At 66.6% G+C, this 24,266-nt stretch carries 15 protein-coding genes; 5 read left to right on the top strand and 10 right to left on the bottom strand.

Going from position 1 to position 24,266, the window contains the following annotated elements; genetic code table 11:
• Positions 1-64: 64 nt before the first annotated feature.
• Positions 65-520 carry a 5-(carboxyamino)imidazole ribonucleotide mutase gene (purE, locus tag RH90_RS11095; protein ID WP_010185721.1) on the top strand — a complete coding sequence of 152 codons (456 nt, stop codon included), beginning with the start codon at positions 65-67 and terminating at the stop codon, positions 518-520.
• On the top strand, positions 520-1,611 hold the full coding sequence (locus RH90_RS11090) for a 5-(carboxyamino)imidazole ribonucleotide synthase (protein ID WP_010185719.1): 1,092 nt from the start codon (positions 520-522) through the stop codon (positions 1,609-1,611). The genes purE and RH90_RS11090 overlap by 1 nt, the downstream gene beginning before the upstream one ends.
• 33 nt (positions 1,612-1,644) lie before the next feature.
• On the opposite strand, the gene RH90_RS11085 is transcribed toward RH90_RS11090, so the two are convergent.
• The 5 genes from RH90_RS11085 to RH90_RS11065 all read right to left on the bottom strand — a co-directional run bounded on the left by RH90_RS11085 (position 1,645) and on the right by RH90_RS11065 (position 10,478).
• Positions 1,645-3,534 carry a CocE/NonD family hydrolase gene (locus RH90_RS11085; protein WP_010185717.1) on the bottom strand — a complete coding sequence of 630 codons (1,890 nt, stop codon included), beginning with the start codon at positions 3,532-3,534 and terminating at the stop codon, positions 1,645-1,647.
• A 311-nt stretch (positions 3,535-3,845) separates the two neighbouring features.
• Positions 3,846-4,148 carry a hypothetical protein gene (locus RH90_RS11080; RefSeq protein ID WP_010185716.1) on the bottom strand — a complete coding sequence of 101 codons (303 nt, stop codon included), beginning with the start codon at positions 4,146-4,148 and terminating at the stop codon, positions 3,846-3,848.
• Positions 4,149-4,171: 23 nt separating this feature from the next.
• Positions 4,172-6,982 (bottom strand): M16 family metallopeptidase, encoded by a 2,811-nt coding sequence (locus RH90_RS11075; protein ID WP_010185715.1) that lies wholly within the window; start codon positions 6,980-6,982, stop codon positions 4,172-4,174.
• Positions 6,983-7,218: 236 nt separating this feature from the next.
• The gene (locus RH90_RS11070) at positions 7,219-9,360 is read right to left on the bottom strand and encodes a penicillin acylase family protein (protein WP_010185714.1); all 2,142 of its coding nucleotides are present in this window, start codon (positions 9,358-9,360) and stop codon (positions 7,219-7,221) included.
• A 47-nt stretch (positions 9,361-9,407) separates the two neighbouring features.
• Positions 9,408-10,478 (bottom strand): hypothetical protein, encoded by a 1,071-nt coding sequence (locus tag RH90_RS11065; protein WP_010185713.1) that lies wholly within the window; start codon positions 10,476-10,478, stop codon positions 9,408-9,410.
• 123 nt (positions 10,479-10,601) lie between these two features.
• Between RH90_RS11065 and clpB the strand changes: the two genes are divergently transcribed.
• Positions 10,602-13,181, top strand: coding sequence for an ATP-dependent chaperone ClpB (gene clpB / locus RH90_RS11060; RefSeq protein WP_010185712.1), 2,580 nt, complete (start codon positions 10,602-10,604; stop codon positions 13,179-13,181).
• Positions 13,182-13,243: 62 nt separating this feature from the next.
• Here clpB and RH90_RS11055 read toward each other — a convergent pair whose 3' ends face one another.
• The 5 genes from RH90_RS11055 to xseA form a co-directional block, all read right to left on the bottom strand.
• Complete coding sequence (locus tag RH90_RS11055; protein ID WP_232280344.1) at positions 13,244-16,183, bottom strand: TonB-dependent receptor domain-containing protein; 2,940 nt, start codon at positions 16,181-16,183, stop codon at positions 13,244-13,246.
• A 274-nt stretch (positions 16,184-16,457) separates the two neighbouring features.
• Positions 16,458-19,427 carry a TonB-dependent receptor plug domain-containing protein gene (locus RH90_RS11050; RefSeq protein WP_010185710.1) on the bottom strand — a complete coding sequence of 990 codons (2,970 nt, stop codon included), beginning with the start codon at positions 19,425-19,427 and terminating at the stop codon, positions 16,458-16,460.
• Positions 19,428-19,633: 206 nt separating this feature from the next.
• Positions 19,634-20,584: a M23 family metallopeptidase gene (locus tag RH90_RS11045; RefSeq protein WP_010185709.1), complete on the bottom strand. Its 951-nt coding sequence runs from the start codon at positions 20,582-20,584 to the stop codon at positions 19,634-19,636.
• Positions 20,581-20,781, bottom strand: coding sequence for a DUF2093 domain-containing protein (locus tag RH90_RS11040; RefSeq protein WP_010185708.1), 201 nt, complete (start codon positions 20,779-20,781; stop codon positions 20,581-20,583). Before RH90_RS11040 ends, RH90_RS11045 begins: the two co-directional genes overlap by 4 nt.
• Before the next feature lie 13 nt (positions 20,782-20,794).
• Positions 20,795-22,189: an exodeoxyribonuclease VII large subunit gene (xseA, locus tag RH90_RS11035; RefSeq protein WP_081476930.1), complete on the bottom strand. Its 1,395-nt coding sequence runs from the start codon at positions 22,187-22,189 to the stop codon at positions 20,795-20,797.
• Between xseA and purD the strand changes: the two genes are divergently transcribed.
• A complete protein-coding gene (purD, locus tag RH90_RS11030; RefSeq protein WP_010185705.1) occupies positions 22,189-23,454 on the top strand; it encodes a phosphoribosylamine--glycine ligase in 1,266 nt (421 codons plus the stop codon). The two genes, xseA and purD, sit on opposite strands and share 1 nt — an antisense overlap.
• 38 nt (positions 23,455-23,492) lie before the next feature.
• Positions 23,493-24,212 (top strand): helix-hairpin-helix domain-containing protein, encoded by a 720-nt coding sequence (locus RH90_RS11025; RefSeq protein WP_010185704.1) that lies wholly within the window; start codon positions 23,493-23,495, stop codon positions 24,210-24,212.
• Positions 24,213-24,266: the final 54 nt, after the last annotated feature.

The raw sequence follows: 24,266 nt of genomic DNA, 5'->3' as shown, positions 1-24,266 counted from the left end.
GTGGCATACTGCTCGCTAGTCCGAGCAGATGGCACAGAGCGCGTCCCCCCTTGTCGGCATCATCATGGGCAGCACCTCCGATTGGGAGACGATGCACCACGCCGCCGATCTGCTCGCCGAGCTCGGGATCGCGCACGAGACCAAGGTCGTCTCGGCGCATCGTACGCCGCAACGGCTCTACGATTACGCGACGGGGGCCGCCGGGCGCGGATTGCAGGTGGTGATCGCCGGCGCGGGTGGCGCGGCGCATCTGCCAGGGATGGCGGCGGCGATGACGCATCTGCCGGTGCTCGGCGTGCCGGTCGAGAGCAAGACGATGAAGGGCTTGGACAGCCTCTATTCGATCGTCCAGATGCCTGCCGGCATCCCGGTCGGGACGCTCGCGATCGGCAAGGCGGGGGCGAAGAATGCGGCGTTGCTGGCGGCAGCGATTCTTGCCCTGTCGGACGAGGCGTTGAGCGCGCGGCTGCAGGCCTGGCGTGCGGCGCAGACCGACGGCGTGGCTGTCGATCCGGAATGATGCTCGAAGGGTGGTTCTCGGTCCCTCCCCTCCCCCCCGGCTCGACCATCGGCATCCTTGGCGGCGGACAGCTCGGGCGGATGCTTGCGGTCGCCGCGGCGCAGCTCGGCTATCACACGCGCATCCTCGCGCCCGACGAGGAAGCCGTCGCCGCGCAGACCGCTTCCAGCTACATCCGCGCCGATTATCACAGCCACATCGTGCTCGACGAATTCGCCGCCGCCGCCGACGTCGTCACCTATGAGTTCGAGAATATCGCGCTCGCGCCGGTGACCTATCTCGCGGAAAAGGTGCCCGTCCACCCCGCGCCTGCCGCGCTTGGCATCGCGCAGGATCGTGCGGTCGAAAAGGCGTTCGTTGCCGAGATCGGCGGCCGCACCGCGCCCTGGGCCAAGGTCGAGACCCGCGCCGAGCTCGAAACGGCGCTCGCGGAGATCGGCACGCCCGCGATCCTCAAGACGCTGCGCATGGGCTATGACGGCAAGGGCCAGGTCCGCATCACCGCAACCGACCAGATCGACGCGGCCTGGGACGCGATCGGCCAGCGCCCCGCGATCCTCGAAGGCTTCGTGCGCTTCAGCCACGAATTCTCGATCCTGCTGGTGCGCCGCGCCGACGGGCAGATGGTGAGCTATCCGCCACCGTGGAACCAGCACGTAGACGGCATTCTCGCCACCTCCACCCTCCCCGCCCCGCCCGAGATCGCCGCGCAGTGGGGCGAGGCGGCGGCGCTCGCCGGGCGGATTGCCGACTGGCTCGATTATGTCGGCGTGCTGGCGTGCGAATTCTTCGCCTCGGCCGAGGGCCCGGTGTTCAACGAGATGGCACCGCGGGTCCACAATTCGGGGCATTGGACGATCGAGGGCGCGGTCTGCTCGCAGTTCGAGAACCATATCCGTGCGATCTGCGGGCTGCCGCTCGGCGACACCGCGCTGACCGCGCCGACGGTCGCGATGGAGAATCTGATCGGCGACGACGCCGATCGCTGGGCCGAGATCCTGGCGGAGCCAGGCGCGCACCTGCACCTCTACGGCAAGGGCGCGAGCCGGCCCGGGCGCAAGATGGGACATGTCACGCGGCTCGGGCGGTAGTCCTCAATCCTCCCCCGCTTCGCGAGGGAGGATTTAGGGGACGACCGGCAGCGCGATATAGCTCTGGTCGGGCCCGCTCACCGTGACCTGCTGCGTCGCCTTTATGTAATCGGCAGGCTTGGCGTAGAAGATGTTCGGCACGAAGCTCTGCGGGTTGCGGTCATACAGCGGGAACCAGCTCGACTGGACCTGCACCATGATCCGATGCCCCGGCAGGAACACATGGTTCGCCTGCGGCAGCGCCCAGCTATACGCCAGCGGCACGCCGGGCTTGAGCGCAACGGCATGGTCGAGACCTTCGCGGTAGCGTCCACGGAAAATGTCCATGCCGATCGCGAGCTGATAGCCGCCCATCTTCGGGTCGCTCGCCACCTGATCGGGATAGACGTCGATCAGCTTGACCACCCAGTCGCTGTCGGTCCCGCTCGTCGCGGCGGTGAGATGCACGACGGGTTGCCCAGCGATCGTAACCGGATGGGTGAGGACCGGACCGGTAAACGTTAGCACGTCGGGGCGGCTCGAGACGATTCGCTGGTCGCCGACGAGCCACGCCTTCCAGTGATTGTCCTCGTAACTCACCGGCCGCACCGGGCGTGGCACGTTGGTCACCGGATGCGCCGGATCGGACACGTAATCCGCGGTTTGCACGGGGCCGGTCGACGGCGTGAAGCCGACCGCATCGCCCGGCTGGAGGAACAGCTTGGTCATCGCCGGCGTCGCCGACCAGGCGGGCAGCCGCTGCCACTGGTTGGTGCCGCTCTGGAACGCGGTGACGGGCGCGACGTCCATCGGCGTGCCCTTGAGATAATGCGCGAGGAACGGAGCGAGCACGTTGCGACGCCACCATTTGGCGGTGTCCTGGTCCCATTGGATATCGCCGAGCGCCTTGCCGTCGTCGATCTGCTGGCCGTGATACCACGGGCCCATCGTCAGATAGACCATGTTCCCGGCGCTATCCTTCGGTTTCAGCGCACGATACACTGCGGTCGCGCCGTAGATATCCTCCTGGTCCCACAGGCCATGGACGAGCATCACCGGCACTTTCAGTGGCTGGCGGCTGAGCACCTGGTCCATCGCCTGCGCCTGCCAGAAGCTGTCATACGCCGGGTGCGCGGCGATCTTGCGCCAGAAGCCGATCTGGTCGAGCCCGTGCGCCGTGGCGAGCGCACCCGTAGAGCCGGCGCGCATCACCGCGTCATACTCGTCATAGGTCGTTCGCGCATAAGGCGACGTATTGTCGCGCGTCGCGATCTGCTCCCAGATATAGTCGATCCCGACGCGGAACGCGCCATTGTGGAACCAGTCGTCGCCGCGCCAGCCATCGACCATCGGGTTCTCGGGCACCGCGACGACGAGCGCGGGATGCGGGTTGATCAGCGGCATCAGCGACAGGAAGCCGTCGTACGATATGCCGAGGATCCCGACCTTGCGGTTCGATTCGGGCAGATGCTTCACCAGCCAGTCGATCGTGTCGTAGGTGTCGGTCGAATCGTCGGTATGCGTCGGGTTGAGGGCGGTGTCGTGCAGCGGCGGGTTCATCATGTAGATGCCCTGCGACCCGTACTTCCCGCGCACGTCCTGGACGACCCGGATATAGCCGCCGTCGACGATCACGTCGGTGGCGTTGTCGTAGCCGGTGAGGCTCGTCGCGAGATCGGCATTGTTGCCGCCCTTTCCGGTCATCCCGTCGGCGCTGTACGGCGTGCGCGTCATCACGATGCCGGCGTCGTGCGCGCCCTTGGGAATCAGGATGACGGTGTGGAGCTTGACCCCGTCGCGCATCGCGATCTCGACGATGCGCCGCTCGTAGTTGAAGCCTTCGCTCGGCGGCACGAGCTTGGCGGGGCGCTCGTCATAACTTTGCGCGTGTGCGGCGAGCGGCAGGACCGCCAATGCCGCGCCCAACAACCAATGTGCCTTCATGCCCCACCCCCAGCTCTTCGCCCCGGCCACACGCATGATGCCCCTCACCGTCATCCCCGCGAAAGCGGGGATCCCGCTGCCTGGCCCGCCGCCCGAAGAAGAAGCGGGACCCTTGCTTTCGCGAGGGTGACGGGAGTGGGGTGATCGTAGGTTCGCATCCTGCCGGAGCCGACCGGATCGCAGCCCCGACGCGCGAAGTGTGCGGCACGGTGGGCCCCGGCACAAGGCCTGGGTGAGCCCCGCGCCATACAAAAACGGCCCGCGCTCCGATCGAAGCGCGGGCCGTTTTTCAACGCTCAAAACGAACGGCGTTACGCCGCGCGCGTGCCCGTCATCGGGAAGCTGCCGAACGCGCCCGCGCCGACGGTGCCGGTGAGCGTGTCGCCCTCGGCGGTCGCCTTGCAATCGAGCGTCATCGGCATCGGCACGACGATCGACATCTTCCAGCTGATCGTGTCACCCTCGACCGTGCCGTCGGTGATCTCGACCGAACCCATCGCGCCGTTCTGCGAACCGGTCCAGCTGTTGCCGTCGGTCTTGACCGTCAGCGTCGCCTTCTGGTCGCCGAGCGGCGACTTGACGACCGTATCCCACGTCCCATCAACTGCAGCCATGATGTGTCTCCTGACAATAATTTCTAGCGCACATCCGCCACGGACGCCGCCGGAATCACCTCGACCGGCAGGCCGATGCTGTCAAGCTGGCCACGGACCTTGCTCGCATCCCCAACGACGATCCACACGAAGCGTTTCGGGTCGAGCGCCGCGCGTGCCGCAGCGTCAAGCTGGCCCGGGGTGAACGCCCGATATTTTTGCGGCAGCGTCGCGTAATAATCGTCGGGGCGGCGATACAGGTCGTTCTCCTGCAGTGCGTCGAGCACCGCGCCCGATGTCTCGAAATTGCCCGGCAGCGAGCTCACCGCATCGGTAATGGTGCGCTCAAACTCCTCGGGCGTGATCCCCTTGCTCGTCAGAAAGTCGCTGAAATCGCCTCGCAGCGATTTGATCGACTCGCCCGTCTTGTCGGCCTGGACGCCGGTACCAAGCAGATAGGGCGTGGCGAATTGCGCGCGGCGGAAACCGCCATTGACGCCGTACGACCAGTGCCGCGCCTCGCGTAGATCCAAGTTCACGCGCGACAGGAAATCGCCGCCGAGCGAATCGTTGGCGGTATTGACCGCGAGCAGGTTGTCGGTGCCGACCAGCGCGGTCGGGCCACCCGCGAAGATGAACGACTGCGGTGAGTCGGGCCGGTCGATCAGCACGATCCGGGGCGTCGAAGGCGCCGGTTTGACGCCGAAATCCTTGACGCCCGCCGCGCCGGTCGGCGTCCAGTCGCCGAAGCGCGCGTCGAACGCCGCCTTGACCTCGGCGAGCGGACGATCGCTGACGACGAAGATCTTGGCCTTGTCGGGCCGGATCCAGGCCTGCTGGAAGGCGACCAGATCGTCGCGCGTCAGCGCCGCGACCGCCTTGGGATCCCCGCTGCCGAGCCCCTTGGCGTAAGGGTAGTCCGCGCCGTAGACGAGCTTGGGATAGACGCGCGAGGCGAGGCCCTGCGGGCTCGTCAGCTCGGCCGAGATGCGCGACAATTGCTGGTTCTTGAGCCGCGCCACTTCGGCCGGATCGAACTTCGGATGCCGCACGATATCGGCCAACAGCTCGGTCGAGGCCGCGAGATTGGCGCTCGGCGTGAACAGGCCGACGATCGTACGATCGGGCGCCGAGCCGCTGGTGATGCTCGCGCCGAGCCGTTCCTTGGCCTCGGCGATTGCGATCGAATCGCGTGTCAGCGTGCCTTCGTCGAGCATGTCGAGCGTCAGCGCTTGCGTGCCGAGCTTGCCAGGAACGTCGGCCGCGACGCCCGCGTCGAAGCTGATCGACGCCTGGGTGATCGGCACCGCGTTGCGATAGGCGTAGACGAGCTCGATGCCGTTCCTGAGCTTGGCATGCTCGACCTTGGGGAAGACCAGGCTCGACAGCGTGCCGACCGGCGGCAGGCTCCCACGCGTGCCCTTGAACGGCGCCTCGGGCGCGGCAGCGACCTTCGCCGGCGGGGTCGCCTCGACATAGGCCTCGCGCGCACCGGGGACGACGGTCAGCGCATAGACCGGGCGCGTCAGCCATTTCGCGCTCGCCGCCTTGACGACGGCGGGCGTCTCGGCGGCGAGCAGCGCGAGCTGCTTCTTGTAGAAGCTCGGATCGTTCGAATAGAGCGCGCCCTCGGCGAGCGCGACCGCCTTGCCGCCAAAACCGCCGGTCGATTCGAGCCCGGCGATCCGCGCCGCGGCATCGCGCGTCGCGACGCGCTGGACTTCGTCGGCGGTGGGGCCGTTGGCGATCAGCTCGGCGATGATCTCGTCGAGCCGCTTGGCGACGAGCGCGGGATCGACGCCGGGCCGCACATCGGCGCTGACGACGAACATACCGACCTGCGCGAAGCTTTCATTGTTCGCCGAAACGCGCACCGCGAGCTTTTCCTTGCGCACCAGCGCATTGTCGAGCCGGCTGCTCGACAGGCCGCCGAGCGCGCCCGCCGCCACGTCGAGCGCGACCGAGTCCGGGTCGTTGAGGCCGGGCACTGCCCACATCCGATAGATCCGCGTATTGGCGACGCGATCCTTCATCACCTCGCTCTTGGGCGCGGCGAGCGTCGGCACCGTGGCGACGGGGACGACGCTCTCGGGCCCCCTGGGGATCGCGCCGAAATATTTGGTGACGAGAGTCTTGGCGGTCGCGGCATCGACATCGCCCGACAGCACGAGCACCGCATTGTTCGGGCCGTAATGCCCGCGGAACCAGTTCTTGACGTCCTCGACACTCGCCGAATCGAGATCGGCCATCGCGCCGATCGTGGTGTGGCCATAGGGGTGCGTCGCGGGGAAGAGCGTCTCGGTCTGCTTGTACTGGACGAGGCCGTAGGGCTGGTTGTCGCCCTGGCGCTTCTCGTTCTGGACGACGCCGCGCTGCTCATCGACCACCGCCGGCGTGATCGCGCCGAGCAGATAGCCCATCCGGTCGCTCTCGAGGAACAGCGCGCGGTCGAGTGCTGCCACCGGCACCGTCTCGAAATAATTGGTGCGATCGAAATAGGTCGTGCCGTTGAGATCGGTCGCGCCGATTTCCTTGGTGTAGGTGAAATAGTCCTTCGGCGCGTTTTCGCTGCCGTTGAACATCAGATGCTCGAACAGATGCGCGAAGCCGGTCTTGCCCTTGGGCTCGAACTTCGAGCCGACATTGTACCACACCGACACCGCGACGACGGGCGCCTTGCGATCGGTGTTGACGATAACGCGGAGACCATTGGGCAGGCGGAATTCGCTATAGGGGATGTCGACCTGGCGGACGAGGTCCGCCACCGGAACCGGCTTGGGCGCGGTCTGCGCGAGCGCCGGCGTGGCAAGGGTTGCGAGCGCTACACCAGCGAGCGCGAGCAGCTTGACGGTCATGGAGATCCCCCGGAAATAGCGTCTTAATACAGGACTGTGGTGGGAGGCTATAGCAGCGCTCGGACGGTAGCAATCGCTTCCTCGGCCTTCGTTTGAGGCGGTCGGCCGGCCTCTTCCTCCCCTCTCTGAAAGGGAGGGGCTGGGGGTGGGTAGGCCCGTTGTGACGTTCGGCCGCCGCCCTAGGCCGACCCACCCCCGCCCCCTCCCTTTCGGGGAGGGGAGTAAGTAGAGCGAAGTCAGGGCCGGTAGACCCGCTCGACGTTGCGTCGCAAATCCTCGCGCCAGAACAGCACCGGCTTGAACCGGTGCGCCGCGAACAACGGCGCCTGGTCGGCATAATGCGGCGAATCGGGCCGCGTCGTCGCCGCCCCGTACGGCTGGATCGACTGCGACGCGACACGCCCGGCCTTGTCCCACGCCATCACCATCACGAAGCTGTCGCCATGCTTGACGACGAGCCGCCCGTCGTCGGCCTCGTCCCACGTCGAGGCCGCGCGCAGCACGTCGGGCGCGCCGTCGAGCGGCAGATCGACGCTGCCGTGGCGCAACCGCAGCAGCGTGCCGAGCGGCGGGTCGAGGCTGCCGAAATGCGTCTGCAGATACGCCCCCGCCTTCGCCAGCGCATCGCGCGGGTCGAGTTCGGGCCGGCGTTGATAATGCCATTTCTGCCCGGTCCGCAACAGGATCGCGGCGAGCGCCTGCCCCTTGTGATGCCCGTCGAAATCCCAGTTCCAGCCGCGCAGCAAGGCGAGCGCCTTCGCCAGTTGCGCATCCCCCTTGGGATCGATGCGCGCGATGTCGCCATACCATTTCGCCGCCCAGCTCAACCGGCTGACCCCGGTGTCGAACTTGATCCGCAACAGATCGTCCGCCGATATCGACGGGTCTGCGCCAAGCAGCTCGACCGCGCGCGTCCCGCGATTGGTCGTGTCGGTCTCGATCCCGAGCAGCGCGGAATAGTCGCCGGGCTTGAGCTCGGACCCCGCGCCCGCCGCCTGGAACGGCGTGTTGTTGGCGTTGGCGAGATAGCCCGAGGCGGGGTTCACGTTGCGCGGGACTGCCGCGAACGGCACCGTTCCCGGCGCGAGATCCCGCGACGTATCACCACGCAGGACGTGGCGGTAATCGAACCCGGGCTTCCGGTTGGGGAAGCTCGCATTGTAGAAATACGCGATGTTCCCGGTCGCATCGCCATACAGGAAGTTGGTCGCGGGCACGCCCTGGATCGCCAGCGCCTTCTGCCACTCGCCGAAATCGCGCGCGCGCGTCAGGCGGTAATATTCCTCGACCATGCGGAGCTGGTCGGCCCCGGCATAGCGGATCGCGAAGGCGCCGCTCTTGTTGACAATCACCGGCCCCTGCACCGCGCGATAGACCATCTTCGGGATCGGCAGCACGAATGGCCCGAACCGCACCTTGAGCCATACGCGCCGCGCCTCGAGCGGGAGCCATTTGCCGTCGAAGCGATAGTCCGTGCCCGCGGCGTTGCGCACCAGCTTGTAGACGTCGGTCAGATCGGGCCGGTTGACGGTGTTGGTCCACCCCAGATGCTCGTTATGCCCGAGCACCGGGAACGGCACGCCGGGAAAAGTCGCGCCCGAGAAATGCCAGCCACTGCCCGATTGCACGCTGAGTTCGTACCACGCGACCGGCCCGCTCCACGGCTGGTGCGAATTCGAGATCACGCGCGTGAAGCCGTCGGCCGAGCGTTTCGGTGCGACGACGAAGGCGTTCGATCCGTTGGGCATCGCCTCGCCGGTCGCGGGGAGCGCAGTCGGATCGGGGCTGTCGGGCGTGGCGCCCGCGGTTTCCGCCGGGAGCGGCTTGTCGCCCGTCAGTGCGCCGAGCGTCTGGTCGAGCCCGAAGAAGAACGGCGTGCGCAGTACGAAGCCCGTCGCGATGTCCTCGCCATTGGCGGGGAACAACCGCGCGAGCCGCACCTCGCCCGGATGCCGCCGTGCATAGGTGTTGAGCCCGCTGGCATAGGCGTCGAGCAGCGCCCGCACATCGGCCGGCTGCTTGCCATAATCGCGCTGCGCGGTCTCGCGCGCGCCGAGCAGCGCGAGCGTGTAATCGACCTTCGCGCCGTCCGCCCCGGTCATCGCGCCCAATCGCCCGCGCGCCATCGCGACGGCTTCCTGCAGCGTCGCGAAATCGTCCTCGGCATGCGCATAAGCGACGCCATAGGCGACATCGGGATCGGTCTTGCCAAAGATATGCGGCACGCCGAAACGATCGCGCGCGATCACGCTGTCATAATGCTGCGCCGGCGGCGGTGCGACGCGCACCGCGGCGAACGGCTCCCACACTGCCAGCCCGACCGCGACGACAAGCATCATCGCGGCAAGCAATGCCGCCGCGCTTTTCATGGTCCGCATTCGGATCCCCTCTCGGCCGCGAATAAAGCAGCCTCGGCGGGATTATGCTAGACGTGCTTGCGCGCGACCGACCAAATGAAGCTGTCGTACCAGAAATGGAGCAACGAGCAGGCGATGAACGGCGCGAGAAAGACCCGCACGCTCCCTGTCATCGCAGCCGCATAGGCCAGGCCGAACAGGATACTGCCGCCCCAGAAATACAGCATCGCGCGGCTCTGGCGCCCGCCCGCGGCGTGCGTCATCCGGCCGCCTTCCTTGACCCAGACCAGCGCGAAATATTGCACCGCGTGGTAGAGATTGATCACCGCCAGCGCGACGATCGGCGGGGTGAAGCCCCAGGCGATGATCGACACCGTGCCCGTCGCGACCAGGGTCGCCAGCTTGTGCGCCGGCAACCGGTACCCCGCCCGCATCGCGCGGCGATAATCGACGATCGCCCAGCCGAGCACGACCGCATAGGCCAGCACGGCAACGGCCCGGATGCCGTCGTTATAGCCCGCGAGCACGCCCGGCAGGCTCGCCAGCGTGGAAAGCGCGGTCTTGTCGAACTTGGCGAAGCTCTGCAGGTGCGTCGCCAGCGCCGCTCCGGCTGCCAGCGGGCCGACATAGAGCAAGGTGTTGAGCCGCAGATCGGTCCGGCGCAGCACCTCCGGCGGATTGCCCGCCTTCATGTCGTAGATCCGCGCAAAGCCGAAATTCTGCATCGCCGAATGATAGATGTCCCAAAACACTGCCAGCACGCCCGCCGCGACCAGCGCGAGTGGCGAGAGGAACAGCGTGGCGATCAAAGCGATCGGCGCGACCGTCAGCTTGCCGCGATGCGCCGCGAACACGGTGCGATTGCCATAAGCGCGCGGCACCACCGCGATCAGGTGCGCCCAGGTCGTGACGGCGATTACCGCGAACATGCCCTTGAGCGCAATCGCGGCGGTGTCATGCGGCGCCGCCAGCGCCCAGCCCCCGAGCCACAGCTCGACCGCAAGGAAAGCGAAGAGCGGCGCCCCCCAGAACAGCAGCGCGTCGCGCACCGGTCCGAGGATCGCGCGCGTCGGGTCCGCCAGCGAGCCCGGCATCGGCGCATCGACCGTCCAGCGCACAGCATCATAGTTCGTCGCCACCCGATACCCCGCATCACTACCGATTCCCCGTGACGCTACACCCGTCGAGGTTAACATCGTGCGTGCAGCCTTGTGTGGTATTTTCGCAACACTATATCGCAGGCACACAGGCAAGGGGTTGTCATGAACATCGAAAAATTCACCGATCGCGCCAAGGGCTTTCTGCAATCGGCGCAGACGGTCGCGATCCGCATGAGCCATCAGCGGATCGCGCCAGACCATATCCTGAAGGCGCTGCTCGAGGACGAGCAGGGCATGGCGGCGGGGCTGATCAGCGCCGCAGGCGGCGACCCGAAGCGCGCCGTGAGCGAGACCGATCTCGCCTTGTCGAAGATCCCAGCCGTGTCGGGCAGCGGCGCGCAAGCGACGCCCGGGCTCGATAACGACACGGTGCGCGTGCTCGACCAGGCGGAGCAGATCGCTACCAAATCGGGCGACAGCTTCGTCACGGTCGAGCGGCTGCTTGTCGCGCTCGCGCTGTCGCTCAACACAGCAGCGGGCAAGGCGCTCAAAACCGCGGGCGTGACGCCCGAGGCGCTCAACGCAGCGATCGAGCAGGTGCGCAACGGCCGCGTCGCCGACAGCGCGGGCGCCGAGGACAAGTTCGACGCGCTCAAGAAGTTCGCGCGCGACCTCACCCAGGCGGCGCGCGACGGCAAGCTCGATCCCGTCATCGGCCGCGACGAGGAAATCCGCCGCACGATCCAGATCCTCGCGCGTCGCACCAAGAACAATCCGGTGCTGATTGGCGAACCCGGCGTCGGCAAGACCGCGATCGCCGAGGGGCTCGCGCTGCGCATTGCCAATGGCGACGTTCCCGATACGCTCAAGGACCGCAAGCTGATGTCGCTCGACATGGGCTCGCTCATCGCCGGCGCGAAATATCGCGGCGAGTTCGAGGAGCGCCTCAAGGGCGTGCTCGACGAGGTGAAGGCCGCCGAGGGCGACATCGTCCTGTTCATCGACGAGATGCACCAGCTGATCGGCGCGGGGAAATCCGAAGGCGCGATGGATGCGGGCAATCTGCTCAAGCCAGCGCTCGCACGCGGTGAGCTCCACTGCGTCGGCGCGACCACGCTCGATGAGTATCGCAAATATGTCGAGAAGGATGCAGCGCTCCAGCGCCGCTTCCAGCCGGTGTTCGTCGGCGAGCCGACCGTGCCCGACACGATCTCGATCCTGCGCGGGCTGAAGGAGAAATACGAGCTCCACCACGGCGTCCGCATCACCGATGCGGCGATCGTCGCGGCGGCGACCTTGTCCAACCGCTACATCACCGACCGCTTCCTCCCCGACAAGGCGATCGATTTGATGGACGAGGCCGCCTCGCGCATCCGCATGGAGGTGGAGAGCAAGCCCGAGGAGATCGAAATCCTCGACCGGCGGATCATCCAGCTCAAGATCGAACGCGAGGCGTTGAAGCGCGAGAGCGACGAGGCGTCGCGCGACCGGCTGGTCAAGCTCGACGGCGAACTTGCCAATCTCGAGCAGCAATCGAGCGAACTGACGACGCGCTGGCAAGGCGAGAAGGACAAGATCTCGGCCGAGGCCAAGCTCAAGGAGCAGATCGACGCCGCGCGGCTCGAGCTCGAACAGGCGCAAAGGGCCGGCGATCTCGCCAAGGCGGGCGAGCTGTCCTACGGGCGCATTCCCGACCTCCAGCGCCAGCTCGATGCCGCGGCGGGCGCGACCAAGGGCGCGATGCTGCGCGAGGAAGTCACGGCCGAGGACATCGCGGGCGTCGTCGCACGCTGGACCGGCATTCCGGTCGAGCGGATGCTCGAGGGTGAACGCGACAAGCTGCTCCAGATGGAAGCGACGATCGGCAAGCGCGTCATCGGCCAGCAGAACGCGATCCGCGCCGTATCGACCGCGGTCCGGCGTGCGCGTGCGGGCCTGCAGGACCCGAACCGGCCGCTCGGCTCGTTCCTCTTCCTCGGGCCGACGGGCGTCGGCAAGACCGAACTGACCAAGGCGCTCGCCGAATTCCTGTTCGACGATCCGACCGCGATGGTGCGCATCGACATGAGCGAGTTCATGGAAAAGCATGCGGTCGCCCGGCTGATCGGCGCGCCTCCGGGCTATGTCGGGTATGAGGAGGGCGGCGTGCTCACCGAAGCGGTTCGTCGGCGACCGTATCAGGTGGTCCTGTTCGACGAGGTCGAGAAGGCGCATGGCGATGTCTTCAACATCCTGCTGCAGGTGCTCGACGACGGAAGGCTGACCGATGGCCAGGGCCGCACGGTCGACTTCACCAACACGATCATCGTGCTGACCTCGAACCTCGGCAGCCAGGTGCTGACGACTTTGGGCGAAGGCGAGGATGTCGCGAGCGTCGAACCGCAGGTGATGGAGATCGTCCGCGGCCACTTCCGCCCCGAGTTCCTCAACCGGCTCGACGAGATCGTGCTGTTCCACCGGCTCGGCCAGGCGGAGATGGCGCCGATCGTCGATATCCAGGTCAAGCGGATCGCGACGCTGCTGGCGGAGCGCAAGGTCGCGCTCGAACTCACCGATGCCGCGCGCGTGTGGTTGGGCCGGGTCGGCTATGACCCGGTGTACGGCGCGCGGCCGTTGAAGCGCGCGGTGCAGCGCTATCTGCAGGACCCGCTCGCCGATCTGATCCTGCGCGGCAGCGTGAAGGACGGCGCGACGGTGCGGGTCGACGAAGGCGACGGCAAGCTCGAGCTCGCGGTCGAGTGACACGAAAAGGGCGGCTCCTTCGCAGGAGCCGCCCCTTCTGGTCGATCAGAACGTGCTTCAGATCAGTATTTGAAGCGTGCGCCGAACCGGATCGAGCGACCGACCGCACCGATCTGGGTGTAGGTCGGGTTGTAGTTGGTGGCCGCATAGTTGCCCGCGTTGAGCGGCGCCTTTGCGTCGAGCAGATTGATCACGTTGAAGTAGAACGAGAACTTCTTGTTGACCTCGACATTGCCGACGAGATCGACGTCGATGAACGACTTAACCCGGCAGTTGAAGTTCGGGTCGGTGCCGCCATAGGTGCTGCCGCCGTTGCAATTGGTCGTGCCGAACTGGTCATAGGCGACCGCCTTATACCCCGAGGTGTAATAGGCCGTCGCGGTGAGCGAGTATGGCCCCGCCTCGACCGTGTTCTGCCAGCTTCCGCGCCACCGCGGCGTGCCTGCGCCCGACGAAGTGACATACGGCGCCTGCGTGCCGACATAATCCTGGAAGCCCGTGCCATCGCCCGAATCGAACTTGTATTCGAGGATGTCGGTCACGTCGGCGCGGCTGATGAGGCGCACACCCGAGGCCACCGGCAACCGCAGCTCGGCACCGAAATCGATACCCGATGTCTTGAGCGCCGCCGCGTTGGCATACGGCGCGTTGACGAACAGCACGCGCCGGATCGCATTCGGGAAGTTCGGATCGACCGCGTCCTGCGTGATCGTATAGCCGGCCGGCAGCGCCTGACCCGAATAATAGTTGTTGATCGCGACGTTCGACAGCGGGCCGCCGGTGATGACCTGCGTCTTCTTGATGTTGTAGTAATCGACCGTGAAGCTCAGCCAGCGCACCGGCTGGAAGATCGCGCCGCCGGTGAAGCTGCGCGACAGTTCAGGCTTGATCGTCGGCGTCGCCGCAGTGTTGAAGCCGATCGAATAGGACTGGTTGTACGCGCTGCCACCCGAGCAGGTTGCGCCATCGGCCGACAGGACCGCGCCATGCGTCACCTGTGCCGAGCATGGCAGCCTGGCCGAGGTGAAGCCGACGACCGAACCCGCGGTTTCCGAGAAGCTCGGTGCACGGAAGCCCTTCGAATAGGTCCCGCGGATCGCGAGCTGCTTGAACGGCGTGAACTTCGCGCCGACCTTCGGCGAGAAGCGGTCATAGCCTTCCTGATAATGATCGAAGCGGCCCGAGACGTTGACCTCGAGGCTCTTCAGGATCGGCGCGCCGACTTCGAAATAGGCCGACGACACGGTGTGATGGCCGACCGCGGTGACTGCGTTCAGGCCGAACGTGCCATTGCCGGGATTCTCGGTCGGATTGTTGACGGCTTCGTAGCGGATCGAGCCACCGACGCCGACCTGAAGCGGGCCGCCTGGCAGCTGGAACAGATCCTTCGAGATGACGCCCTGCACCATGTCGAGATCGCTCGACGGGCTCGCGGTCACCACCGGCGAGATCTGCGCGCGGATCGCCGCAGTGTTGGCCGACGGATTGGCGAAGTTGTACGTCCCGTCGTTGACCGCAGCGGTCAGGCCCGCAACGTTGATGTAGCCGCGCTGCGAAATATCCAGCCATGAATGGACCGCGGTCACGTCTGCCGAATAGCGCCAGCCATCGCCGAACTCGCCAGCGACCCCGGCCGCGCCGCGAATGACATGGCTGTTATAGGTCGAGCCGAAGGGGACATCGCCGAACAGATAGCGGATCGCCGCCGGCTGACCCTGCGCTGCATAGGGATCGTACGGGTTGAGCTGACCGTTGCTGAGCAACGCGGGAAGCACGATGTTCTGCGCGAAGATCGGATTGGACGAGCGGATGCCGCGCGGGACGCCGCTCGTGACGACGTTGTTCTGATTGTAGCCGACCGAGAGATAGGCGGTCGTCTTGTCGTTGATCTGGACGGTACCGCGCGCATTGACGCCAAAACGCGTCTGCTGCGGCTGGATCTGGCCGTAATCAGCGGCGGTATTCTGTTCGCACGAAACGCCCGAACCGTTCGAAACCTGGCGCACCAGACCGACGCAGCCATTGGGGCTGAGGAACTGCCACGGGCCGGTGGTGATGCCGCTGCCCGAAAGGATGTTCTTGGGGTCCGACGAAGTCGTCGGTGCGACGATCGCGACCGTCGTCGTGCCTGGGACGGTGGAACCCGGGTTGTTGTTGTCGCCGCCGATCGAGGTCAGGTCGGCAGTGTTGTACGGGAACCCACGGTCGCGATTATAGATCGCGTCGTCATGCTCGTATTCGCCGCTGATATAGACGTTGAAGCCCTTCTCCTTCAGCGACCCGGTGCCGAGCGTCAGCTGCGCGCGCTGCTCGCCGCCGTCGCCGCGCTGCGTCACGCCGCCTTCGACGAGGCCGGCGATCCCGGTGAATTCCTTCTTCGTGATGATGTTGACCACGCCGCCGATCGCATCCGCGCCATAGGTCGACGACGCGCCGTCCTTGAGCACCTCGACGCGGTCAACGATCGCGTCGGGGATCGTGTTGAGATCGACGAACGCACGCTGGCCATCGTCGGCGAGCGGGTATTGCGCGGTGCGCAGGCCATCGATCACCGTCAGCGTCGAGTTGACGGTCAGACCGCGCAACGACACCGCCGACGAGCCGGCGCCGAAACCGTTGGTGAACGAGGTCGGGATCGAGCCCGAGCTGTCAGCCGAGATCGAGCGGATCGCGTCCGAAACGTTGGTGATGCCGGCGCGCGCCAGCGTCTGCGCGCTCAGCACGGTGACGGGCGACGGCGTCTCGGTATTGGCGCGGCGGAACAGCGAGCCCGTGACGACGATGTCCTGGCCGCCTTGCTCGGCAGGGGCCGCCTGTGCGGCCGGGGCGGTGGCAGCAGGCGCGGCCTGCTCGGGCGCGGCGGGCGCCGGCGCGGGCGCGGGCGCGGCTGGCGCCTGATCCTGCGCATAAGCCGGAACCGCAAGCGCGAGCAGCATCACTGCCGACGCACTGCCGGTAAGCAAGCGGGTCTTGCGGACGAGAGACGAAGAATGGGTCAACACACATGGATCCTTGCTAGGACGCACCCACCGCGATTGCTCGCGATGTGGCGTAGATGGCAAGTCTCGTAACCGAACATGTGCCCGGCCCCCCGAGACATGTGCAGTGGATGAAGCGACGCTGAACCACTGTAAAGGCGAGTTGCGGTCGCGTAAGTCGGTTTGGTTACGGACTGTCACCGAAAGGCAACAGCCTGTAATCGCTAGATAATTCCGATCCGGCCCTAAAAGGGGCGATTTTCGTGCGAAAACCGCCCCTTGCAGATTTCGGGTCAGATCAGAACTTGAAGGTCGCCCCGGCGCGGAAGCTGCGACCGACGATCCCGGCCATGTGCCAGGTCGGCAAATAGTTCGCCCCCGAATAGGATGCCGGTGCCAGCGGTGCCTTCTCGCCGGTGATGTTGCCGACGAACACGCTGAACGTGAAGTCGTCATTCACCTTGAAGGCGGCGTTGACGTCGGCATAGATGAAGCGGCGGATGTAGCAGAACTTCTGCCCGGTGCCGTAGAGGTTGCCGCCGGCGCACGAGATGTCGTCGCCTTCGTCAGCCGCGACTTCCTTGATCCGCGACACGTAATAGGTCGTCGCGGTCAGGGCGAAGCGACCGAAGTCGAGCGTGTTCTGCCAGTTGCCGCGCGCGCGCGGCGTGCCTGCGCCCGAGGACAGTTCGTAAGGTCCAAGCGTACCGGCATACTTCTGGATCTTGCTGCCGTTGCCCGGATCGAGGTCGTACTGGATCACATAGGTGAAATCGAGCCGGCTGCTGAACTTGACGCCATCGGCGATCGGCACGGTCACATTCGCGCCGAAGTCGAGGCCCGAGCTCTTGATCGAACCGGCGTTGACGAACGGCACGTTGATGATCAGCACGCGCGGCAGTGCGTTGGGGAACAGCGGATCGGGCGCATCGACCGCCGAGACGGTGTAGCCCGCGGGCAGCGGGGTGCCCGCGAAATAGTTCGCACGCGCGATGCCTGCATCCGGACCCGTCACGATCACGTCGGTCTTCTTGATGTTGTAATAGTCGACCGTGAAGCTGACGTTGCGGATCGGCTCGGCGACGATGCCGGCGGTGAAGCTGCGCGACTTCTCAGGCTTCAGGTTGGGATTGCCGGTCGCGCCCGAACCGAGGCTGTAGGCCTGGGCATAGGGGTTCGTGTTGCCACCGGTGATAAGGCCACCATGCGCCAGCTGGAAGCTTGCCGGCGGCGTCACCGTCACGAAGCCGGCATAGCTCGACGCCGGGTTGTTCTCGGCGAAGGTCGGTGCACGGAACCCGTTCGAATAGGTACCGCGGATCGCGAGCTGCTTGATCGGCGTCCACTTGGCGCCGATCTTGGGCGAGAAGTGGCTGAAGCCTTCCGAATAATGATCGTAGCGACCCGAACCGTTGACCTCGAGCGTGTCGAGGATCGGCGCGTTGACTTCGAAATAGCCGGCATAGACGTCATGCGTACCGAAGGCGGCCGAGGTGTTGGCGTATTTGGTCAGGCCGGGGTTGTTGCTGTTGTTGACTTCTGTTTCGTGGCGGAACTGGCCGCCGACGGCGACCTGCAGATTGCCACCCGGCAGCGCGAACAGATCCTTGGCGACCGAGGCATCGACCGAGATCAACGAGGTGTGCGACGGCGTCGTATAGCTCGGTGCGATCGTGTTGCGGACGGCCTGCGTGTTCTGCGACGGGTCGACGAAGTTGTACGCCCCGGTGTTGATCGCCTGCTTCAGCCCGGCAATGTCGAGCACGCCGTAGTTCGCGAGCGAGAAATTGTCGCGCGCGCCGACCGCATCGACCTTCCAGTGATAATCGCCGGCGATGTCGCCGTTGAAGCCGACCGCGCCGCGGATCACTTCGTTGCTGCGGATCGAATAGGAGGGGATGTCGCCGAACGCGTAATAGATGCGCGCCGCGTTGTTGGCCGGATCAAGCGCGCCAGCGGCGGCATACGGGTTGTTCGGGTTGAGACGGCGGTCGGCCGCGGTCACGCAGTTCACGCCGCTCGCGCAGATATACACCGGCAGGACGATGCCCGGGTTGCTCGACGACTGGGTCGGCGAGGCACCATAAGGCTGCGTCTGGCGGATGCCGTTCGGCTGGCGGCCGATGGTGACCTGGCTGTGCGAATAGCTGCCGGTGGCATAGCCTTCGATCGCATCGCTGAGGCGGACGCTCAACCGGCCGGTGAAGCTATAGCGCTCCTGCGCCGGCTGGATGTCGTTATAGCGCGTGCCGTATTCCTGGCCATAATCATGCGCGCAGCCGGTGCCGCCTGCGGCGCCCGCGACGGTGAAGGTGCCGCGTGTGCACTGTGCGGTACCGCCGAGCAACGTGTAGGTACCCGACGCGACGCCGCCGGCGAACGGATTATTGAGATCGGTCTGTGGCGCGCGACGGACGACGGCGTTGGTCGACTGGGTCGTCAGCGAGCTGTCGCCGGTGTTATTGTCAAGACCGCCGATCGAGCTCAGATCGTTGGTGTTGTACGGGAAACCGCGCGTCGTCGCGCCGATCGCCTGGTCCTTCTGATATTCGCCGTTGACGTAGAAGTTCCAGCCCTTGGCATCATAGTCGCCATAGCCTGCCGTGAGGTTCGCGCGATAGCGCGCGCCGTCGCCCCGCTCGGTCAGGCCGCCCTCGACCGTGCCCGCGACGCCGGTGAAGTGCTTCTTCATGATGATGTTGACGACGCCGCCGATCGCGTCGGCGCCATAGCTCGACGATGCACCGTCCTTGAGCACTTCGACGCGCTCGACCGCGCTGAACGGGATCGAGTTGAGGTCGACATAGGCGTTGTGGCCGTCGTCGTTGAGCGGGAAGTTGGTCGAGCGCAGCCCGTCGATCAGCACCAGCGTCGACGAAACGCCGAGGCCGCGCAGCGAGACCGCCGCGCCGCCGGCCGAGAAGCCGTTGGTGAAGCCGGTCGAGATCGAGCCCGCGCCATCGGCCGAGATCGAGCGGACCGCGTCGTTGATGTTGGTGATGCCCGCGCGTGCGAGCGTCTCGGTGGTCAGCACGGTGACCGGCGAAGGCGTCTCGGAATTGGTGCGACGGAAGATCGAGCCGGTGACGACGATGTCCTTGCCCTCATCGGCGGCCTGAGTCGGCGTCGAATCGGCTGGCAGGGGCGCGGCAGGCTGATCCGGGGTGGTCTGCGCAAAGGCCGGACCGGCCGAAAGCGCAACGAGCAAAGCGAAGGGAGCGGCGGTGGAACGAAGACGCGCGACAGCGCGGGCTTGCAAGGACTGCATCAAGTAAGATTCCCCAGAAGTGCCAGTGGCACTGTTGTTTAGCGACGGCCTCGGACCCCCCGACCCGTCGCGATGCCTGGAGACTGTGACGGCCTCGCAATATTGTAAAGAGGCCAGGATGGAACTTTTCCGAGTGTCGCTGCAATGCAACACTATTTCAAATGATACCGCTTTGACGGTTCATTCGCAGCGTCATCGCGTCCCGATCATTCGGAACGCGGCATCGGCCCCGCCGCCAGCAGGGGATCGATCTTGGCCTCGCGCCACTTGAGGCTCCAATGCAGATGCGGTCCGGTGGCGCGTCCCGTCATCCCCGATAGCGCCACGGGTTGCCCGCGGCGGACGCGCTCGCCGACGCGTACGTCGATCCGCGAAAGGTGCAGGAAGGCGGTGTTGAGGCCGTTGCCGTGATCGATCATCAGCAGATTGCCCTCGAGCGTGAAAGGGTGATCCGCGGCCAGAATCACCACCCCATCGGCGGGTGCGAGGATCACCGAACCCTGCGGCTTGGCGACATCGAGTCCCGAATGGTACGATCCGGCCTCACCGTTCTTGTAGATCCGCTGCGAGCCGAACAGCGTCGAGATGCGCCCGGTGGTCGGCCACAGGAAGGTCTGCCGCCAGCCTTGCGAATCGGTCTGTATGCGGCGCGCGGCATTGATCTGCGCGAGCTCGGCGGGGCGCAGGCGATCAAAGTCGGGCTGCGGCAGCGGGAGCTTGGGGAGCGTCGCCAGGCGCGAAATGTCCCACGCGCGCGGCGCGATCGTCAGCGTGTCGCGTACCACGCGCCCGTCGTCGAGCGTCGCGGCAAGGCTCGCGCTCGGGCCGGCGTCGCGGTCGAAGCCGATCAGAAAGCGGCCATCGGGCGCAATCGGGAGCGTTGCCCCGTTGAAACGCAACAGGCTGGTGCCCGCCGGCGCGATGCCGATGACGATGCCGCCCTGGATCATCGATCCCGAATAGCTGAAACTGACGGGCGATGGTCCACGCTGCGGCTGTTGCGTCGCGGGACGGCGCACCGGCGGCGCGGTGACCTGTTGCACGGTGGACCGCGGGGGGGCGGGGCGCTCGGGCGTCGTACAGCTGCCCAGCATGATCATCAGGGCAAGGCCGACGGTGCGGCGCGGGATGGTCGAAATGCCCCCCCGGGCCTTCACGCGGGCGTCATCGCTTCGGTCGCGATCGCGGCGGTCGCATAGGCCTCCTGCTTGGCGACGCTCCAATAGCGCAGATCGTCGAGTGCGATCCGCGCGCCGCTCACGGCACAGACGACATGGTCACCCGGTGCGAGCACGCGAAAGCCGTTAGCCATGAAGTGCAGCCGCGCGGGACGATCGGTATTGGACATCAACATGGCGCGGCTCATTCTAGAGGAGAGTGGGTTGTTCGGGCGGTGGCGCACCATATGCCTTGGTGCCGCCGCGCTCAACCTTGGCGTCGACCTCGCCGTCGCGGAAGTGGAGCGTGACGGTGCCGGCGCTGCGCGCGGCGCTCGCCGACCCGACGACGGCGCCGGAAGGTCTGGCCGAGACGAAGGCATAGCCGCGGTCGAGGATCGCGTTGGGTCCGAGCGATTCGACCAGCCGCCACGTCGCGCTCAGCCGGTCGCGGCCACGCTCGAGCTGGCGGTCGAGCGTCGACAACCGTAAAGCGCCCGCCGAGCGATCGAGCTGCCCGCGCGCGACGACGACACGGCGCTCGAGCCCGCGATCGAGCCGCGCGCCGAGATCGTCGGCCTTCTGCCGCTGCGGCCCGAGCAGCGCGTCGCGGCGCGGCAGCACGCGGACCAAGGCATCGAGCCGCTCGCGCCCGCGCTCGGCGTAGCGCCGCGCGCATTTCTCGGTGCGGGTACCATAGCTGGCGAGCGTCAGGCGGAGGTCTGCAAGCACCGGCACCGCCATCTCGGCGGCGGCGGTCGGCGTCGGCGCGCGCAGGTCGGCAGCGAAATCGGCGAGCGTGGTGTCGGTCTCGTGGCCGACCGCCGAGATCAGCGGGATGCTGCATTTGGCGATCGCGCGGACGACGACTTCCTCGTTGAACGCCCACAGATCCTCGATCGACCCGCCGCCGCGCGCGACGATGACGAGGTCGGGGCGCGTCTCGGGCGACATCGCATCGAACCCGGCGATCGCACGTGCGACCTCCTCCGCCGCCCCCGCGCCCTGCACCTTGACCGGCCAGACGAGCACATGCGTCGGACAGCGATCCTCGAGCCGGTGGAGGATGTCGCGGATCACCGCGCCGGTCGGCGAGGTGACGACGCCGATCCGCGCGGGCACGAAGGGCAACGGCTTCTTGGCCGAGGATGCGAACAGCCCCTCCCCCGCCAGCTTGACCTTCAATTTCTCGAGCAGCGCCATCAGCGCGCCCTCGCCCGCCAGCTCCATCCGGTCGATGACGATCTGGTATTTCGAGCGGCCGGGATAGGTCGTGATCTTGCCGGTGGCGATCACCTCGGCGCCGTCTTGCGGGGTGAAGCCGAGTTGCGCGACATTGCCCTTCCAGATCACGCCGTCGATGACCGCGCTGTCGTCCTTGAGGCTGAGATAGGCGTGCCCCGACGCGACGCGCTTGTAGCCCGAGATCTCGCCGCGCAGGCGGACGAAGCCGAACTCGGTCTCGACGACGCGCTTGAGCTTTCCGGCGAGTTCCCCGACACTCATCGGCGCGGCGTTGTCGCCGGGAGCGGGCTCGGCTACGAGGCCGCCCAATCCGGCGCCCATCCCCTCGCGCCGCGCAATCTCTAGAAAAGGGTCCGCCATTGAATGTCCTGTTGATCGGCTCGGGTGGTCGCGAACATGCGCTGGGCTGGAAGCTCGCGCAATCGCCGCGCCTGCGTACACTGTTCGCCGCACCCGGCAATCCGGGCATTGCGGCGCATGCGCAGATCGTATCGCTAGAGCTGACCGATCATGCTGCGGTGGTGGCGTTCTGCGCCGAGAACGCGGTCGAGCTGGTGGTGATCGGCCCCGAGGCGCCGCTGGTCGATGGTCTCGGCGATAGCCTCCGCGCTGCTGGTGTCGCGGTGTTCGGACCGAACAAGGCGGCGGCGCAGCTCGAAGGCTCGAAGGCGTTCACCAAGGCGTTGTGCGATAGCGCCGGCATTCCGACCGCGGGCTATGTCCACGCCACCAGTCGCGCCGAAGCGCGCCATGCGCTCGATCGTTTCGGCGTCCCCGTCGTGGTCAAGGCCGATGGCCTCGCGGCGGGCAAAGGCGTGACCGTCGCGATGACGCGCGAGGAAGCCGAAGGCGCGCTCGCCGATCTGTTCGGAGCGCGCGGCGGCGAAGCCGTGATCGAGGAATTCCTCGAGGGCGAGGAAGCCAGCCTGTTCGTGCTGACCGACGGCAAGGACATTCTCAGCTTCGGCTCCGCGCAGGACCACAAGCGCGTCGGCGAAGGCGATATCGGCCCCAACACCGGCGGGATGGGCGCGTACAGCCCGGCGCGCGTGCTGACGCCCGAACTCGAGGCCCGCGCGATCGAAGAGATCGTCAAGCCGACCGTCGCAGCCCTGGCCGCCGCGGGGACGCCGTTTTCGGGCGTGCTCTATGCCGGGCTGATGCTGACCGCGGACGGCCCCAAGCTTATCGAATACAACGCGCGCTTCGGCGACCCCGAATGCCAGGTGCTGATGGCGCGGCTCGACGAGGATTTGCTCGAAATCCTGCTCGCGGTGGCGAACGGCACGCTCGGCGAGCGCGGTCCGGCAAAGTGGGTCGAGCAGACCGCCCTCACCGTCGTGCTCGCCGCCACGGGCTATCCCGGCACCCCTGTGACCGGCGGGCCGATCGACGACATTGCCGAAGCCGAGGAAACCGGCGCCCTCGTCTTCCAGGCCGGAACGCGGCTCGACAGCGGGCAGCTCGTCGCCTCGGGCGGGCGCGTGCTCGCGGTGACGGCGCTCGGCGCTACCGTCGCCGAAGCGCAAGCCGCCGCCTATCATGCGGTCGACCAGATCGTCTTCCCGAGCGGTTTCTGCCGCCGCGACATCGGCTGGCGCGAAATTGCGCGCGACGCGGGCTGATGTCTTGCGCTAGCCTTTGCCGAATTCAGGAGTAGCGTATGTCTTCCGGCCCCGAGAATCCCAACCAGGCGATCGACGTGATGGTGCCGATCACCATCTCGCACGTCATCCTGATGATTGTGCTCGCCGCCGCCGCGGTGGCGATCCTGTGGTACGGCACGCTGCTCCACCGCCGCCGCAAGAATGCGGAAAAACAGGTCGAGGAAAATTTCGCGGTCGCCGAGGAACATGGCGCGACCGCCGAGCCGGGGACCGCCTCGATCGACGGGACGCCGGCGGTTTCGGCCGACGTGCCGGCGAAAGAGGATCGCGGAGGCGCACCTACCCCCGCCGAGGCACCCGCCCCCGCTCGAGCACCAGCTCCAGCTGCAGTCGAGGTTCCGCCGCAGGCTCCCGTCCCCGCTGCTCCACCTATCTCCGCTCCGGCTCCGGCTCCGGCTCCGGCTCCGGCTCCCGCTCCGGCTCCGGCTCCCGCCCCTGTCCCCGCTCCTTCTTCTGTTGCCGCCGCGCCGATCGCGACCGACCTCACGCAGATCAAGGGGCTGGGGCCCAAGCTCGCTGCAACGCTCGCGGAGCAGGGCATCACGCGCGTCGAGCAGATCGCCGCGCTGACACCCGACGACGCCGCCGCGCTCGATGCCAGGCTCGGCGTCTTCAAGGGCCGCATGACGCGCGACCGATGGATCGAACAGGCCACGCTGCTCAGCGCAGGCGACCGCGCCGGCTATGAAGCGGTCTTCGGGAAATTGGGCGGTTAAATCCGGGCCCTTTTCCCGCGCCACCTCGACTATGCCGGCGCAGGCGGCGCCGAT

It is taken from the genome of Sphingomonas sp. PAMC 26605 (genome assembly GCF_000241485.1).
Taxonomy (GTDB): domain Bacteria; phylum Pseudomonadota; class Alphaproteobacteria; order Sphingomonadales; family Sphingomonadaceae; genus Sphingomonas.
This window is presented reverse-complemented; position numbering and strand designations above follow the sequence as displayed.

What these genes read in the sequence shown, in the direction of transcription:
- RH90_RS11040 (WP_010185708.1), bottom strand. Translation starts at nt 20,781, where the DNA reads ATGTTGATGTCCAATACCGATCGTCCCGCGCGGCTGCACTTCATGGCT.
- RH90_RS11085 (WP_010185717.1), bottom strand. Translation starts at nt 3,534, where the DNA reads ATGAAGGCACATTGGTTGTTGGGCGCGGCATTGGCGGTCCTGCCGCTC.
- RH90_RS11050 (WP_010185710.1), bottom strand. Translation starts at nt 19,427, where the DNA reads ATGCAGTCCTTGCAAGCCCGCGCTGTCGCGCGTCTTCGTTCCACCGCC.
- purE (WP_010185721.1), top strand. Translation starts at nt 65, where the DNA reads ATGGGCAGCACCTCCGATTGGGAGACGATGCACCACGCCGCCGATCTG.
- RH90_RS11075 (WP_010185715.1), bottom strand. Translation starts at nt 6,982, where the DNA reads ATGACCGTCAAGCTGCTCGCGCTCGCTGGTGTAGCGCTCGCAACCCTT.
- RH90_RS11080 (WP_010185716.1), bottom strand. Translation starts at nt 4,148, where the DNA reads ATGGCTGCAGTTGATGGGACGTGGGATACGGTCGTCAAGTCGCCGCTC.
- clpB (WP_010185712.1), top strand. Translation starts at nt 10,602, where the DNA reads ATGAACATCGAAAAATTCACCGATCGCGCCAAGGGCTTTCTGCAATCG.
- RH90_RS11025 (WP_010185704.1), top strand. Translation starts at nt 23,493, where the DNA reads ATGTCTTCCGGCCCCGAGAATCCCAACCAGGCGATCGACGTGATGGTG.
- RH90_RS11090 (WP_010185719.1), top strand. Translation starts at nt 520, where the DNA reads ATGCTCGAAGGGTGGTTCTCGGTCCCTCCCCTCCCCCCCGGCTCGACC.
- xseA (WP_081476930.1), bottom strand. Translation starts at nt 22,189, where the DNA reads ATGGCGGACCCTTTTCTAGAGATTGCGCGGCGCGAGGGGATGGGCGCC.
- RH90_RS11070 (WP_010185714.1), bottom strand. Translation starts at nt 9,360, where the DNA reads ATGCGGACCATGAAAAGCGCGGCGGCATTGCTTGCCGCGATGATGCTT.